Source organism: Buchnera aphidicola (Cinara piceae) (assembly GCF_900699035.1).
In the GTDB taxonomy this organism is placed as follows: Bacteria; Pseudomonadota; Gammaproteobacteria; order Enterobacterales; family Enterobacteriaceae; genus Buchnera_F; species Buchnera_F aphidicola_AV.
In genome coordinates, this window is sequence record NZ_LR217739.1 from 384,223 (window position 1) to 398,676 (window position 14,454).

At 26.0% G+C, this 14,454-nt stretch carries 18 protein-coding genes, 1 tRNA gene and 1 pseudogene; 2 read left to right on the forward strand and 18 right to left on the reverse strand.

What is annotated here, in order from left to right:
- Positions 1-11: 11 nt before the first annotated feature.
- The 17 genes and pseudogenes from rpsS to aroK form a co-directional block, all read right to left on the reverse strand.
- Complete coding sequence (rpsS, locus tag BUCIPICE3303_RS01745; RefSeq protein WP_154049388.1) at positions 12-296, reverse strand: 30S ribosomal protein S19; 285 nt, start codon at positions 294-296, stop codon at positions 12-14.
- 18 nt (positions 297-314) lie between these two features.
- Positions 315-1,136, reverse strand: a complete 822-nt coding sequence (rplB, locus tag BUCIPICE3303_RS01750) for a 50S ribosomal protein L2 (protein ID WP_154049389.1) — start codon at positions 1,134-1,136, stop codon at positions 315-317.
- 18 nt (positions 1,137-1,154) lie between these two features.
- On the reverse strand, positions 1,155-1,457 hold the full coding sequence (gene rplW, locus BUCIPICE3303_RS01755; protein WP_154049390.1) for a 50S ribosomal protein L23: 303 nt from the start codon (positions 1,455-1,457) through the stop codon (positions 1,155-1,157).
- On the reverse strand, positions 1,454-2,059 hold the full coding sequence (rplD, locus tag BUCIPICE3303_RS01760; RefSeq protein ID WP_154049391.1) for a 50S ribosomal protein L4: 606 nt from the start codon (positions 2,057-2,059) through the stop codon (positions 1,454-1,456). The genes rplW and rplD overlap by 4 nt, the downstream gene beginning before the upstream one ends.
- A gap of 14 nt (positions 2,060-2,073) precedes the next feature.
- Positions 2,074-2,706 (reverse strand): 50S ribosomal protein L3, encoded by a 633-nt coding sequence (gene rplC, locus BUCIPICE3303_RS01765; RefSeq protein WP_154049392.1) that lies wholly within the window; start codon positions 2,704-2,706, stop codon positions 2,074-2,076.
- A 53-nt stretch (positions 2,707-2,759) separates the two neighbouring features.
- Positions 2,760-3,071: a 30S ribosomal protein S10 gene (gene rpsJ / locus BUCIPICE3303_RS01770; protein ID WP_154049393.1), complete on the reverse strand. Its 312-nt coding sequence runs from the start codon at positions 3,069-3,071 to the stop codon at positions 2,760-2,762.
- Between the two features lie 257 nt (positions 3,072-3,328).
- Positions 3,329-4,513: an elongation factor Tu gene (tuf, locus tag BUCIPICE3303_RS01775; protein WP_154049394.1), complete on the reverse strand. Its 1,185-nt coding sequence runs from the start codon at positions 4,511-4,513 to the stop codon at positions 3,329-3,331.
- 62 nt (positions 4,514-4,575) lie between these two features.
- The gene (gene fusA / locus BUCIPICE3303_RS01780) at positions 4,576-6,687 is read right to left on the reverse strand and encodes an elongation factor G (protein ID WP_154049395.1); all 2,112 of its coding nucleotides are present in this window, start codon (positions 6,685-6,687) and stop codon (positions 4,576-4,578) included.
- A gap of 81 nt (positions 6,688-6,768) precedes the next feature.
- Positions 6,769-7,239 carry a 30S ribosomal protein S7 gene (rpsG, locus tag BUCIPICE3303_RS01785; protein WP_154049396.1) on the reverse strand — a complete coding sequence of 157 codons (471 nt, stop codon included), beginning with the start codon at positions 7,237-7,239 and terminating at the stop codon, positions 6,769-6,771.
- A 21-nt stretch (positions 7,240-7,260) separates the two neighbouring features.
- Positions 7,261-7,635: a 30S ribosomal protein S12 gene (rpsL, locus tag BUCIPICE3303_RS01790; RefSeq protein ID WP_154049397.1), complete on the reverse strand. Its 375-nt coding sequence runs from the start codon at positions 7,633-7,635 to the stop codon at positions 7,261-7,263.
- 116 nt (positions 7,636-7,751) lie between these two features.
- Positions 7,752-8,042 (reverse strand): sulfurtransferase complex subunit TusB, encoded by a 291-nt coding sequence (gene tusB, locus BUCIPICE3303_RS01795; protein WP_154049398.1) that lies wholly within the window; start codon positions 8,040-8,042, stop codon positions 7,752-7,754.
- 13 nt (positions 8,043-8,055) lie between these two features.
- Positions 8,056-8,414, reverse strand: a pseudogene (tusC, locus tag BUCIPICE3303_RS01800) (sulfurtransferase complex subunit TusC).
- A gap of 21 nt (positions 8,415-8,435) precedes the next feature.
- Positions 8,436-8,825: a sulfurtransferase complex subunit TusD gene (tusD, locus tag BUCIPICE3303_RS01805; RefSeq protein WP_154049399.1), complete on the reverse strand. Its 390-nt coding sequence runs from the start codon at positions 8,823-8,825 to the stop codon at positions 8,436-8,438.
- A gap of 212 nt (positions 8,826-9,037) precedes the next feature.
- Positions 9,038-10,054, reverse strand: a complete 1,017-nt coding sequence (gene trpS, locus BUCIPICE3303_RS01810) for a tryptophan--tRNA ligase (protein ID WP_154049400.1) — start codon at positions 10,052-10,054, stop codon at positions 9,038-9,040.
- 68 nt (positions 10,055-10,122) lie between these two features.
- Complete coding sequence (rpe, locus tag BUCIPICE3303_RS01815) at positions 10,123-10,785, reverse strand: ribulose-phosphate 3-epimerase (RefSeq protein ID WP_154049401.1); 663 nt, start codon at positions 10,783-10,785, stop codon at positions 10,123-10,125.
- Positions 10,786-10,882: 97 nt separating this feature from the next.
- Positions 10,883-11,995, reverse strand: coding sequence for a 3-dehydroquinate synthase (gene aroB / locus BUCIPICE3303_RS01820; RefSeq protein WP_154049402.1), 1,113 nt, complete (start codon positions 11,993-11,995; stop codon positions 10,883-10,885).
- A 43-nt stretch (positions 11,996-12,038) separates the two neighbouring features.
- Entirely contained in the window at positions 12,039-12,581 is a 543-nt protein-coding gene (gene aroK, locus BUCIPICE3303_RS01825) for a shikimate kinase AroK (protein WP_154049403.1), read from the reverse strand.
- 210 nt (positions 12,582-12,791) lie between these two features.
- On the opposite strand from aroK, the gene BUCIPICE3303_RS01830 reads away from it, so the two are divergent.
- Positions 12,792-12,878, forward strand: a tRNA-Ser gene (locus BUCIPICE3303_RS01830).
- A 61-nt stretch (positions 12,879-12,939) separates the two neighbouring features.
- Here the strand turns inward: BUCIPICE3303_RS01830 and BUCIPICE3303_RS01835 are convergent.
- Positions 12,940-13,521, reverse strand: coding sequence for an NfuA family Fe-S biogenesis protein (locus BUCIPICE3303_RS01835; RefSeq protein WP_154049404.1), 582 nt, complete (start codon positions 13,519-13,521; stop codon positions 12,940-12,942).
- 141 nt (positions 13,522-13,662) lie between these two features.
- Between BUCIPICE3303_RS01835 and BUCIPICE3303_RS01840 the strand changes: the two genes are divergently transcribed.
- Complete coding sequence (locus tag BUCIPICE3303_RS01840) at positions 13,663-14,442, forward strand: alpha/beta fold hydrolase (protein WP_172598708.1); 780 nt, start codon at positions 13,663-13,665, stop codon at positions 14,440-14,442.
- The last annotated feature ends 12 nt before the right edge of the window (positions 14,443-14,454 follow it).

A 14,454-nucleotide genomic window follows, 5' to 3' on the forward strand; every position in this document is an offset into this window, starting at 1 on the left:
TATAGTTTTTTTTAAATAGTTTTTTTAATTTTTTTGTCTGCGACGGTATGTCCTCTATAAGTTCTTGTAATAGAGAATTCTCCTAATTTATGACCAACCATTTCTTCAGTAATAAATACCGGAATATGTTTATGACCATTATGTACTAAAATTGTTAATCCAATCATATTAGGAAAAATAGTAGAACGTCTAGACCAGGTACGAACTGATTTTTTCTTTTTTTCTTTTAGTGACTTTTGAATCTTTTTTAATAGATGAGCATCAATAAAAGGACCTTTTCTCAGAGATCGAGGCATATACTTTATCCTATATAGTTATTTATTTCTATGGCGTACAATAAATTTCTCAGTTCTTTTATTTCTTCTTGTTTTTTTACCTTTAGTTTTCATACCCCAAGGACTCACGGGATGTTTACCAAAATTTCTACCTTCACCACCTCCGTGAGGATGATCCACAGGGTTCATTGCTGTACCACGAACGGTAGGTCTAATTCCATAACGACGAGAACCACCTGCTTTACCTAAAACACGTAACATATGTTCTGAATTACCAACTTCTCCTATAGTAGCGCGACATTCAACATGAATTTTTCTTAACTCCCCAGATCGCAATCGTATAATAGTATATTTGTTTTCTTTAGAAATTAACTGAGCATAATTTCCTGCAGATCGAGCAATTTGACCTCCTTTTCCTATTTTTATTTCAATATTGTGTATAATAGTACCAATCGGAATATTTTTTAAAGGTAAAGCATTTCCTAAACGAATAGATACTAAATTTCCAGATTCAATAATATCACCTACTTGAATACCCTTAGGTTCTAGAATATAACTTCTACTACCATCTCGATATAATATTAATGCAATATTAGATGATCTATTTGGATCGTATTCAATTCGTTTGACTGAACCTTTAATATTATCTTTACATCTCTTAAAATCAACATAACGATATAATTGTTTATGCCCTCCACCAATATGACGAGTTGTAATACGACCATAATTATTTCTACCGCCTGTTTTTGTCTTTTTTTGTAATAAAGGCGCATATGGTCGACCTTTATATAAATTAGAATGAACTACTTTTATTGCATGTCGTCTACCTGGAGATGTTGGTTTACATTTTATAATTGCCACATAACCTCCTTATCATTATTATTCTGAATTACCTAAAAATTTTAAATTTTGACCGGACTTTAAAATTACATATGCTTTTTTCCAATCGTTATGTTTACAAATTTTATTTTTCTGACGTTTTCTTTTTCCTTTTACTATTAAAGTATTAATTTTATATACCTGAACTTGAAAAAATTTTTCAATTGCAGATTTAATATCATATTTAGTAGAATTCTTTAATACTTTCAATACTACAGTATTATTTTTTTTCATATTATCTGATGTTTTTTCAGAAACATGTGGAGATAAAAGCACTTTTAATAATTTTTCCGTATAAATCATTGCAACATAACCTCAATTTTTTTAATTGCTGAATTAGTAATTAATACGTTATCATATGATACTAAACTAATAGGATTAATAGATTGCACATTTAAAACACATACAGAATACAAATTTCTAGAGGCAAATAATAAATTTTTATTTATATTATCAGTAATAATTAAAACACGAAAAAAATTCATTAATTTTAATTTTTTCAATAATATTTTTGTTTTTGGTGATTCAATTAAAAAATCTTTAAATAAAAATAAACGATTTTGTCGAATTAATTCTGAAAAAATACTCTGCATAGCACCTTTATACATTTTTTTATTTATTTTCAAAAAATATTTTTTCGGTTTTGCTGCAAAAGTAACTCCTCCTGATCTCCATATAGGACTTCTTAAAGAACCTGAACGCGCTCTACCAGTACCTTTTTGCTTCCACGGTTTTTTTCCTGATCCAGATACTTCCGATCTACTTTTTTGAGCTTTACTCCCTTGTCTTTTACGGGCTAGGTATGCTACCATAACTTGATGAACAAGAGGTTCATTAAAAGATACATTGAAAATATGTTCTGGTAAACTATACATTTCATCTGTACCTTGAAATATTAATTCCATCTCTTTATTCTCCTTTATTGATCCTTCACTGCAGGTTTAATTAATAAATCACTGCCAATACAACCTGGAACAGATCCTTTAATTAATATTATTTTTTTCAATTCATCTATTTTAATAACATATAAATTTTGAATTGTAATACGTTTATTACCTAAATGTCCCGACATTTTTTTACCTTTAAATACATGACCAGGGGTTTGATTTTGACCAATGGAACCTGGAACACGATGAGATAAAGAGTTTCCATGAGTAGCATCTTGCATACTAAAATTCCAACGTTTAACTGTACCAGCAAAACCTTTTCCTTTAGAAATACCTGTAACATCTACTTTTTTTATTTTTTTAAATAAACGTATAGTTATTTTTTGACCACATTTAAATTTTAATGAATTCTTGCATCTAAATTCCCATAACCCCCTACCCACCGGTACTTTAGATTTTATAAAATGACCTATTTCAGGTTTCAAAATACTATTTTTTTTTTTAATTCCAGTAGTGACTTGAATAGATTCATATTGATCTTTTTTTAACGATTTAATTTGTATAATAATATTATCAAGAACTTCAATTGCAGTTACAGGAATGGATGAATTATCATCCATAAAAATACGTGTTATTCCTAATTTTCTACCAACAAGACCTATCATTACTTATCCGCCTTTCTTAATGAAAAAATTAATTTTATACAATAATTTTTATGTTAATCTAAGCTAATTTGTACATCAACTCCCGCGGCCAAATCTAAACGCATTAAAGCATCAACAGTTTTTTCTGTAGGTTGTACAATATCAATTAATCTTTTATGAGTTCTAATTTCATATTGATCACGAGCATCTTTATTGACATGTGGGGAAACCAAAATAGTAAATCGCTCTTTTCGAGTTGGTAAAGGAATCGGCCCCAATACTTTAGCTCCAGTACGTTTTGCTGTATCTACAATTTCCGCTGTAGATAAATCAATCAAGCGATAATCAAAAGCTTTCAAACGAATACGAATTCTTTGATTCTGCATAAATACAGAACTCCTTGTATAAGTAAATTTTACTCTTATTAATCTAATTTAATTAATAATATTATACTAATAATAATTTATTTTTTTAAAAAAATAAAAATAAATTAAATATTTTTATATTAAAATAATATAAAAAATAACAATAAATTATAATAATAAAAATTACATAATTTTTATATTATATGTCAAGAAAAGAGCGAAACTCTATTCTTGACAAAATGTCAAAATATTGATATATAATAAAATTTATATTAATATTATTCAATTATTTTTGCAACTACACCAGCTCCAACTGTTTTTCCACCTTCACGAATTGCAAAACGTAATCCTACCGCCATAGCAATCGGGTGGATTAATGTAACTACCATTTTTATATTATCTCCCGGCATAACCATTTCAACATCATCAGGCAGTTCAATAGATCCAGTAACATCGGTTGTTCTAAAATAAAACTGAGGGCGATAACCTTTAAAAAATGGAGTATGTCTTCCACCTTCTTCTTTAGATAAAACATAAACTTCTGATTCAAATTTTAAATGAGGATGAATAGTTCCAGGTTTAGCTAAAACTTGCCCGCGTTCAATATCTTCACGTTTTGTTCCGCGCAGTAAAATACCAACATTTTCTCCCGCACGACCTTCATCTAATAACTTACGAAACATTTCTACTCCAGTACATATAGTTTTGGTGGTAGATTTAATTCCAACAATTTCAATTTCTTCACCAACTTTAACAATACCGCGCTCAATACGACCCGTTACAACAGTACCACGACCAGAAATAGAAAAAACATCTTCAATTGGCAATAAAAATGGTTCATCAACTGCTCTAATAGGTACGGGAATATATTTATCTAAATAATTTGCTAATTCAATAATTTTATCTTCCCAAACTTTATCACCTTCTAAAGCTTTTAAAGCAGAACCACGTACAATTGGAATATCATCTCCCGGGAAATCATATTGCGTTAACAAATCACGTACTTCCATTTCAACTAATTCTAATAATTCTTCATCATCTACCATATCACATTTATTTAAAAAAACGATAATATGCGGAACACCAACTTGCCTTCCTAATAAAATATGTTCTCTAGTTTGCGGCATGGGACCGTCTGTAGCTGCTACTACTAAAATTGCTCCATCCATTTGAGCGGCTCCAGTAATCATATTTTTTATGTAATCCGCATGCCCGGGACAATCAACATGAGCGTAATGACGAACCTCGGTATCATATTCAACATGTGAAGTATTAATAGTAATTCCTCTAGCTTTTTCTTCTGGAGCATTATCTATTTGTTCAAAAGCGCAGGCTTTTCCACCAAATCTTTTTGATAAAACAGTAGTGATAGCTGCTGTTAAAGTAGTTTTTCCATGATCAACATGACCAATAGTTCCAACATTAATATGCGGTTTTGAACGATTAAACTTTTCTTTTGACATGATTTTTTTTTCCTTCATTGATAAAATTATTTTTAAATCTTTAAAAATATATAAAAAAATTATTAATTTTTTCTCTTAGAGATAATAGTATCACAAATTGAACTTGGAGCTTCTGTATACTTTATAAATTCCATAGAATAAGAAGCCCTTCCTTGAGTTTGAGATCTTAGATCAGTAGCATATCCAAACATTTCAGATAAAGGAACATATGCTTTAATATTTTTTCCACCTATTAAATCATCCACCATTCCTTCAATTATTCCTCTACGGCGATTAATATCACCAATTACATCCCCCATATATTCTTCTGGAGTTTCTACCTCAACTTGCATAATCGGTTCTAATAAAATTGGATGTGCTTGTTTAAATGCTGATTTAAACGCATATGAAGCAGCTAACTTAAAAGCAAGTTCTGAAGAATCAACATCATGGTAAGAACCATCGTGTAAACGTATTCCAATATCAACAACAGGATATCCAGCTAAAGGACCAGATTTTAATTGCTCTTGAATACCTTTATCAATAGAAGAAATATATTCTCCGGGAATTACTCCACCTTTAATATCATTAACAAAAGAATAACCTGATTTATCTGGTTTTAAAGGAAATATATCAATTACAACATGTCCATACTGACCTCTACCACCAGATTGCTTAATATGCTTACCTTCAACATCTATTACTTTAGTTAAAATTGTTTCACGATAAGCGACTTGAGGTTGACCTATATTGGCATCAACATTAAATTCACGTCTCATACGATCAATAATAATTTCTAAATGAAGCTCACCCATACCCGCTATAATCGTTTGATTGGATTCATTATCAGTCCACACTCTAAAAGAAGGATCTTCTTTAGCTAATCTATTTAAAGCTAAACCCATTTTTTCTTGATCTGCTTTTGTTTTAGGTTCTACTGCAATAGAAATAACAGGTTCAGGGAAATCCATTTTTTCTAAAATAATTGGATTATTTACATCGCATAATGTATCACCAGTAGTAACATTCTTTAAACCAATTGCAGCTGCAATATCACCTGCTCTAACTTCTTTGATTTCTTCTCGCTTATTAGCGTGCATTTGTACAATTCTACCAAATCTTTCAGTATGAGATTTTACAGAATTTAATACTACGTCACCTGATCGAACAATACCTGAATAAACACGAAAAAAAGTCAAATTTCCAACAAAAGCATCTGATGCAATTTTAAAAGCAAGAGCAGAAAACGGCTGTTTGTCATCTGCACTTCTATATGAATGAATCTGTTTTTTATTTTTTATAAAATTTTTAGTTTCATCAATATCTTTCGGAGAAGGTAAATATTCAATAATAGCGTCTAATAAAGCTTGTACACCTTTATTTTTAAATGCTGAACCGCAAGTTATTAAAGTAATTTCATTATTTAAAGCTCTTTTTCTTAATCCTTTTTTAATATCCTGTTCATCTAGATCTTCATTTTGTAAATATTTTTCCATTAAATCATCATCTGCTTCAGCAGCAATTTCAACTAAATTTATGTGCCATTTTGTAGAAATAGATAATAATTCTTTCGGAATCTCATAATATTTAAATGTTATACCTTGATCTTGTTTCGACCATTTGATTGCTTTCATTTTTACTAAATCAACAATACCTAAAAAATTTTCTTCAGAACCAATAGACAATTGAATTGGAACAGCTATAGTATGTAAACGTGTGTGGATTTGATTAACAACTTTTAAAAAATCAGCTCCCATTCGATCCATCTTATTTACAAAAGCAATTCTTGGTACTTTATATTTATTTGCTTGTCTCCATACCGTTTCTGATTGCGGTTGAACTCCACCGACAGCACAATAAATCATTACTACTCCATCTAATATTCTCATTGATCTTTCAACTTCAATTGTAAAATCAACATGACCTGGAGTATCAATAATATTAATTCGATGTGGTAAAAATTGATTAGCCATTCCTGACCAAAAAGTAGTAGTTGCAGCTGAAGTAATAGTTATTCCTCTTTCTTGTTCTTGTACCATCCAATCCATAGTAGCGGCACCATCATGCACTTCCCCAATTTTATGATTAATGCCAGTATAAAACAATATACGTTCAGTTGTAGTTGTTTTACCTGCATCAATATGCGCACTAATACCAATATTTCTATATTGAGTAACAGGTGTTATACGTACCATAAACATCCTCTTATTAAAATATTTTTTATAATCAAATTATTTCATATATTTATATACATAAAAATATTTTTATAAATAAAATTACCAACGATAATGTGCAAATGCTTTATTTGCATCAGCCATTTTATGCACTTCTTCACGTTTACGTACAGCTGAACCTTTATTTTCTATAGCATCTGCTAATTCATTAATTAAACGAATTGACATAGATTTGTCAGTACGCTTACGAGCAGCTTCTACTATCCATCTCATAGCTAAAGCATTTCTTCTTACTGGTCGAACTTCAACTGGAACTTGATATGTAGATCCACCAACACGGCGTGATTTTACTTCCACAATAGGTTTAACGTTATCAAGTGCCAATATAAAAATGTCTAATTCTTTTTTTCGTATTCGTTTAGATAACACAGATAAAGCTGAATAAACAATGTCTTCAGCAATAGATTTTTTACCGTTAATCATTAATATATTAATAAATTTAGCTAATAACTCTGAAGAAAATTTAGGATCAGGTAAGATCTTACGCTGTCCTATTATACGACGACGTGGCATATATAAACTCCTTTAAAATATCTATACTTTTAATTTTTTCACACCATATTTTGATCGACCTTTTTTTCGATCTTTAACACCAGAACAATCTAAAGCACCTCTAACTACATGATATCGTACACCCGGTAAATCCTTTACTCTTCCTCCTCGAATTAAAATAACTGAATGTTCTTGTAAATTATGACCTTCTCCCCCAATATAAGCTGTTACTTCATAACCATTTGTTAATCTAACACGACAAACTTTTCTTAATGCAGAATTTGGTTTTTTAGGTGTGGTAGTATATACTCTAATACAAACACCTCTCTTTTGCGGACAACTAGATAAAGCTGGTACATTACTTTTGACTAATTTTCGTATTCTAGACGAACGAACAAGCTGATTAATAGTAGACATATAATCTCCGAGTATTCTCTATTTAATATAGAAATAATTAAAAATATTATACTAAATTAAATAGTATAATAAACACTATTCAATCTAAATCATATTGATTTTAATTTTAAAAATAATTACCAAGTCATATTTCTATTATGACTAGATGTTAATAACACAAAATCACAATAATTAATAATAATTAAATTATTTTTTTTAGCCGCTGTTAATAAACCTCTAGCAGATAAATCATCTTTTAAAAAATAAATCAAATTAAAATTTTTATATAATTTTTCTACATAACTATTATTTATAACACTTAATATCACACCATCCTGGATACAAATTAAATCATCACAAACAGAACTAAAAGATAACAAAGATGATATAGATATGACATATGGGGAATTTAATAAAATATGTAACATAAATTGTTCATTATCACCATTTAAAAATAAAATCAAATTTATTAATTTTTTTTCTAATACAAGAACTATTTAAAAATATTACTGGTAATAAAAAATCATTATTTTCTTTTAAACCTCTCTGATGAGCTGATTTTTTACAAAAAAAAAATCCTTTATATCATATAATGATAAAATTTTAAAAGAAAGAGAATAATTATATAATTTAATTAACTCTGGTTTTTGATGTTTCATTAATTGAAATACACCATCATCAATAAAAAACAAAGCAATTTTATTACTAAAAACGGAAAAAGATAAAATCAAATCAAGACCTTCTCTACTTATACTATTTCCATGTGGAGCGCTAGAAAAAACAAAAGCAATAGATTTCATAGAATTCAACTTTATTTACAATTAAAATTGTATAATACGATCACAATTATTTATAGAATATGAGAATTCATTTAAACTTGTTAATTTAAATGAAGACGAACAAATACCTTGAATATCTTTATATTTTATAGTAGATTTATTACTTGATAATATTCCTCTTCTATAGGCTGATCCTGGGCAAATACATAATTCAAGATTATATTTTTTTTTCAAATGCATCCATCCATTTAATATATTAAATTCATTTATCGGTGGAGAAATCATAATACTAGCATTGTATACACCCGAAGCATAAAAAAAAATTTTTTTTATATGATGATTTAATAAAAGAATAGATCTAACAAACAAAAAAGCAGTTATAGAATTTTGAGTTCCATAAGGTGGACCAGTAACAAAAAGAATATAATTCATAGTATGACCACAATAAAAAAATTCTTAAAATAATAAAATATCTGATTATATAAAAATATAATATTTTATTTTTGTAAATACATTAATATTAATCATATAAATATAAATTTTCTATTAAAAATAAAAAAGAATATTAATAAAATATGAATTATTATTTATCTATAAAAAAAATAAAATATTCTAATTTTTTTTATACAATATTATAATATTTATTACATTAAATGTAATAGATTAAACACTTTTTTTAAATTTTTTTTACTAATATCTAATGCAATATTTTTTCCTGATTGTAAAATACCAACTAAATAATCTTCATTTTTTCTAAAATACATATAGGACTGTTGTATTTTAAAAATTGTATCACAAATAATATCTGATAATTTTTTTTTAAATTTAGAATATTGATAAAATTTAAATTCCTTTTCTAAAAGAGAAATATCAATATTTGTAAGACATGAAAAGATTGATAATAAATTAGAAATACCTGGTTTTTTTTGAGGGTTAAATATAATTTGAGACGGGTTATCAGAATCAGTTAATGCATTCTTTATCTTTAAACGTATAGAATCAATACTATCCAATAAAAAGATTGTATTATTAATATTTGTATCAGATTTTGACATTTTTTTTTTAGGATCTTGCAAAGCCATAATTTTACATCCCATTGTATCTATTAAAATGTCTGGTATCATAAAAATATTTCCATATATAGAATTAAAACGAAGAGCAATTTTTTTAACTAATTCTATATGCTGTTTTTGATCTAAACCAATAGAAACAAAATTAGTATAATATAATAAAATATCAGCAGCCATTAAAATAGGATAGGAAAATAAAGACAAATTAATTTTTTTGTTATTATGTGATAATCTTTTTTTAAACTGAGTCATACGAGATAACTCACCAAAATAAACAAAATTACTTAAAATCCAATATAATTGACTATGTGTATATACTTGTGATTGTAAGAAAATTACACTATTTTTTGGATTTACTCCACATGTTAAATATAACGCTACCATATCTAAAATATCAGAAGAAAAATTATTTTTTAAATAATCTTTTTTAATCGTTGTTAAAGAATGTAAATCAGCAATACAAAAAAAACATTGATAATATTTCTGTATTTTTTTCCAACTACACATAGTTCCACAATAATTACCTAAAGTAAGTAAACCTGTAGGTTGAATACCTGTAAACATAATATCTTTTTTTTTACAATCTAACATATATAAAGAACCCTTCAACAATATTTTTTAAAAAATGTATAATAAATATATTTATATTAACTATAAAATTAAATAAAAATCTTTTTAAAGTCTTGTATGGTTTGTACATAATCATTAGAATCAAAAATAGCCGATCCAATCACTACAATATCAGCACCAGCGTTTATTACGCTTGAAAAATTTGATAAATTAATTCCACCATCAACTGATAATAAAATACTTCTTTTTCTTTTATTAATTAAATAACGTATATACTTAATTTTTTTTAAAATATGTTTTAAAAAAATCTGCCCGCCAAAACCCGGATTTACTGTCATTACGAGTATTAAATCTAATTCGTCAAATATATAATCTAAACAATTTAGAGGGGTTGCTGGGTTTATAGCAATACCAACGCCACAACCAATTTTTTTAATAAGTCGTATAGTTTTATCTAAATGATTAGTAGTTTCAGGATGAATAGTAATAAATTTTACATTTAAATTAGAAAATAAAAAAATCAACGAATCTACTGGAGATGCCATTAAATGTACATCAATCTGTACTGGAATTTTATTATCTTTTATAGATTGTAAGATTATTGGGCCCATTGTAAGATTGGGAACATAATGATTATCCATTACATCAAAATGAATAAGATTACAGCCAGCACATAAAATCTTTCGTATATCACTCTCTAGATTACAAAAATTAGCAGATAAAATAGACGGTACAATTAAAAATTTTTTCATAAATTTCCTATAATATAATCAATATATTATTTTTAATAAAAAAAATATTTATAGAAATATAATTGTAAATTGTAATACATTATTATAAATAATATAATCAAGAATTAAAAAAATATATTTTTTTTTGAAATTTTTTAATAGCATTTAACAATATATTTTTATCAATAGAGGAAAAAATTTTTACTTTACCTATAGAAATTGGTAAAATGAAACGCATAATTCCATTCAGTACTTTTTTATCTCTTGACATTAATATAAGATAATCATTTGGTTTCATATGTTTAGGTCCTTTTATTGGCAAGCCAATATTATAAAAAATATTTATTATTTTAAATAAATCATCTTTCTTTAAAATACCTAACTGAAAAGATAAATATGAAGCCATGACAATACCAACAGAAACAGCATTACCATGTAACCATTTCCCGTAACCAGAATATGTTTCAATTGCATGAGCAAAACTATGCCCTAAATTTAAAAAAGCTCGTGAACCATTTTCTTTTTCATCATTTTCAATGATAGACGCTTTCAATTCACAACATTTTTTTATACAAAATAATAATTTATTTTCCTCTAATTGTAATATTTTTAATAAATTTTTCTCTAACCACATAAAAAAATTATTATCAAAAATAATAGCATATTTAATAATTTCAGCTATACCGGAAATAAAATGTTTTTTAGGTAAAGTAGAAAGAAAATTAATATCAATTAATACGCCTTTAGGTTGCCAAAAAGAACCAATCATATTTTTTCCTAATGCATGATTAATTCCGGTTTTTCCGCCTATAGAAGCATCAACTTGAGCCAGTAAAGTTGTAGGAATCTGAAAAAAATTAATACCTCTTTGATATATAGATGCAACAAATCCTGTAATATCACCAACCACTCCTCCCCCTAAAGCTATTAATGATAAATCACGTCCATATTGTTGATTTAATAAAAAAGATATTATTGATTCAACGGTTTTAAAATTTTTATAATATTCTCCATCTTGAATTAAAAAAAATTTTATATCTTTAATATAATTATAAAAATTACTATTTGCTTTATTTTTTAACAAAATATTATATATAGTTTCATTTGTAACTATAACACTATTTTTATGATTTAAAAAAACAGATGAAATTGATATATCATCTAATAATTGATTACCAATATATATATTATAACTATTTAAATTCAAATTTACGTGTATTTTCTCTATCATAGTACTAAACTCTTATTTAGTGTATATAATTAAAATTATATAATTAATTAAATGAATTACTGCAATGTATATAACGAATAATATCGGATACAATTAATTTGATTCCTTTATTATAAGTATCTATAATGAAATGAGAAACATTCTTATATAGAGGATCACGCACTTGAAATAAATTGTATAATATTTTTTTATTTTTATTATTATCGTGTGATAATAAAGGTCTTTTTTTATCAATTTTAGTTCTAATTAATTGTTCATTAATAGTGGCTCTTAAATATACAACAATGCCTCTAGAATTTAATAAGTCTCTTGATTTAAATGATAAAATTGATCCTCCTCCTGTAGCTAATATTATACCTTTTTTATTAGTTAATTCATTAATAATTTTTTCTTCTCGCGCACGAAACTCTGATTCACCTTCTACTTCAAAAACCCAGTCTATATCTGCTCCTGTTCTTTTTTCAATTTCAATATCAGAATCATAAAACTGCATGTTTAATGATTTAGATAAAAAACGACCAATTGTACTTTTTCCTGCTCCCATAGGACCAACTAAAAAAATATTTTTTTTTTTGTCTTTTAACATAAATATCCCTAAACTTATTAACAATAATTAAATATAATTATATATTTATTAAAAATATCAAAAATTTTTATAATTAAAATTAAAATTTATAAAAATGGAATCTAAAAAGAATTGAAATATATTTAATAATATAATAAAAAACTTGATTTTAAAAATACTTTTTACTACTATACATAATGATTATAAATAATTTATTTTATTATATATCAAGGTGAGATGTCTGAGCGGTTTAAGGAGCATGCCTGGAAAGCGTGTATATTATAAAAAGTATCAAGGGTTCGAATCCCTTTCTCACCATAAAAATGCAATAAAATAATACTAATATAATTCTTATTTAATTTATTTAAATACTAAAAAATTAATAATATGAATGTTGACCTGAAATATGATTAGTAATATCACTAACACCAGATATCTCTGGAAAATGTTTTATTAATTTTTTTTCTATTCCTACCTTTAAAGTACTATCTATCATTGCACACCCATTACAACCACCAGAAAATTTTATAATTGCTATACCAGTATCACTAATTTCAATTAAAATAACTGAACCGCCATGTAATAAAAGTTTTGGGTTAATTTTATCAGATAAAAAATTTTTTACATTAAGTTCTAATTGATAAAATTTTTTTGATTTGTTCAATAATTTTGCATATGGTGCTTTTATAGTAATTTGTGTACCTAAATCATTTGTAATGATATCTATTGTAGCATTTTTTAAAAATGGGAGTATAGATTTAGAAAGATAAATATTAAATTCATTAAAAGATATTTTTTTATCATTTTTCTTATCAACATCTTGATAACCACAATAAGCCATACCACATTCAGCATACATGGTACCTGGGGAATTCACAAAAATCCTAATATTTGTTCCAACCTTTTTCTTAGATAATAATTTAATAATATATTTTTTAGCTGAATCAGAAATTGTAATCATAGAATTACTCTTTATAATATGTTATGGTATATTAATATAAATAAATATATTTATATTAACAAAAATATAAAAATATATAAATTTTTTATTAATGATATTATTTAAAATTATTTATTAAAAACAATAAACTTTATGAATAAAATGAAAAAAAAAATATTTTGGTCTATTATAGGAAAAGGAGAAATAAATATAGTTTTTTTTCATGGATGGGGGTTAAATTCTATTGTTTGGGGGAATATAATTCCTATATTAAAACCATATTTTACATTACATATTATTGATTTACCGGGATTTGGAAAAAGTATTAATTGTTCTATTATGAATTTTAAAGAAATATCTATTTATTTATTAAAAAAAATAAAATATAAAGTAATATGGTTAGGATGGTCTATGGGGGGACTAATTGCACATTATTTAAGTTTTAATTATCCGCACTATACTATAGCGGTTATTTATATAACAACATCACCATATTTTATAAAACAAAAACAATGGCCAGGTACAACAAAAAAAATATTAAAATCAATAAAAAAAGATATATTTGAAAATTATAATAAATTTTTAAAACAATTTATTATATTGCACGTTCTAAATAAAAAAATGATAACTACATCAATAAATCATTTTTTTTTCAAAAAATATCCTAATCCAAAAAAAAAAGCTATTGAAATAGGATATCAATGGTTAACAAAAATTGATCAAAGAAATGAAATATTATCGAATAACATCCCTATATTAAGAATATATGGTGAGTTAGATAATCTTGTACCTCAAGAAATATGCCATAAAATGGATGATATTGGAAAAAATAGTAATTCTATTATAATTAAAGGTGCTAGACATGCTCCTTTTTTATCACACCCTAATACATTTTGTAATATTTTAAAAGAATTTATCAGAAAAAAAAATTTGTATAATTAAAATTTTGAATAT

What these genes read in the sequence shown, in the direction of transcription:
- tusB (WP_154049398.1), bottom strand. Translation starts at nt 8,042, where the DNA reads ATGTTACATATTTTATTAAATTCCCCATATGTCATATCTATATCATCT.
- rplD (WP_154049391.1), bottom strand. Translation starts at nt 2,059, where the DNA reads ATGGAATTAATATTTCAAGGTACAGATGAAATGTATAGTTTACCAGAA.
- rplC (WP_154049392.1), bottom strand. Translation starts at nt 2,706, where the DNA reads ATGATAGGTCTTGTTGGTAGAAAATTAGGAATAACACGTATTTTTATG.
- aroB (WP_154049402.1), bottom strand. Translation starts at nt 11,995, where the DNA reads ATGATAGAGAAAATACACGTAAATTTGAATTTAAATAGTTATAATATA.
- fusA (WP_154049395.1), bottom strand. Translation starts at nt 6,687, where the DNA reads ATGGTACGTATAACACCTGTTACTCAATATAGAAATATTGGTATTAGT.
- rpsG (WP_154049396.1), bottom strand. Translation starts at nt 7,239, where the DNA reads ATGCCACGTCGTCGTATAATAGGACAGCGTAAGATCTTACCTGATCCT.
- rpsJ (WP_154049393.1), bottom strand. Translation starts at nt 3,071, where the DNA reads ATGCAGAATCAAAGAATTCGTATTCGTTTGAAAGCTTTTGATTATCGC.
- rpsS (WP_154049388.1), bottom strand. Translation starts at nt 296, where the DNA reads ATGCCTCGATCTCTGAGAAAAGGTCCTTTTATTGATGCTCATCTATTA.
- BUCIPICE3303_RS01840 (WP_172598708.1), top strand. Translation starts at nt 13,663, where the DNA reads ATGAAAAAAAAAATATTTTGGTCTATTATAGGAAAAGGAGAAATAAAT.
- aroK (WP_154049403.1), bottom strand. Translation starts at nt 12,581, where the DNA reads ATGTTAAAAGACAAAAAAAAAAATATTTTTTTAGTTGGTCCTATGGGA.
- tuf (WP_154049394.1), bottom strand. Translation starts at nt 4,513, where the DNA reads ATGTCAAAAGAAAAGTTTAATCGTTCAAAACCGCATATTAATGTTGGA.
- tusD (WP_154049399.1), bottom strand. Translation starts at nt 8,825, where the DNA reads ATGAATTATATTCTTTTTGTTACTGGTCCACCTTATGGAACTCAAAAT.
- rpe (WP_154049401.1), bottom strand. Translation starts at nt 10,785, where the DNA reads ATGAAAAAATTTTTAATTGTACCGTCTATTTTATCTGCTAATTTTTGT.
- rpsL (WP_154049397.1), bottom strand. Translation starts at nt 7,635, where the DNA reads ATGTCTACTATTAATCAGCTTGTTCGTTCGTCTAGAATACGAAAATTA.
- trpS (WP_154049400.1), bottom strand. Translation starts at nt 10,054, where the DNA reads ATGTTAGATTGTAAAAAAAAAGATATTATGTTTACAGGTATTCAACCT.
- rplW (WP_154049390.1), bottom strand. Translation starts at nt 1,457, where the DNA reads ATGATTTATACGGAAAAATTATTAAAAGTGCTTTTATCTCCACATGTT.
- BUCIPICE3303_RS01835 (WP_154049404.1), bottom strand. Translation starts at nt 13,521, where the DNA reads ATGATTACAATTTCTGATTCAGCTAAAAAATATATTATTAAATTATTA.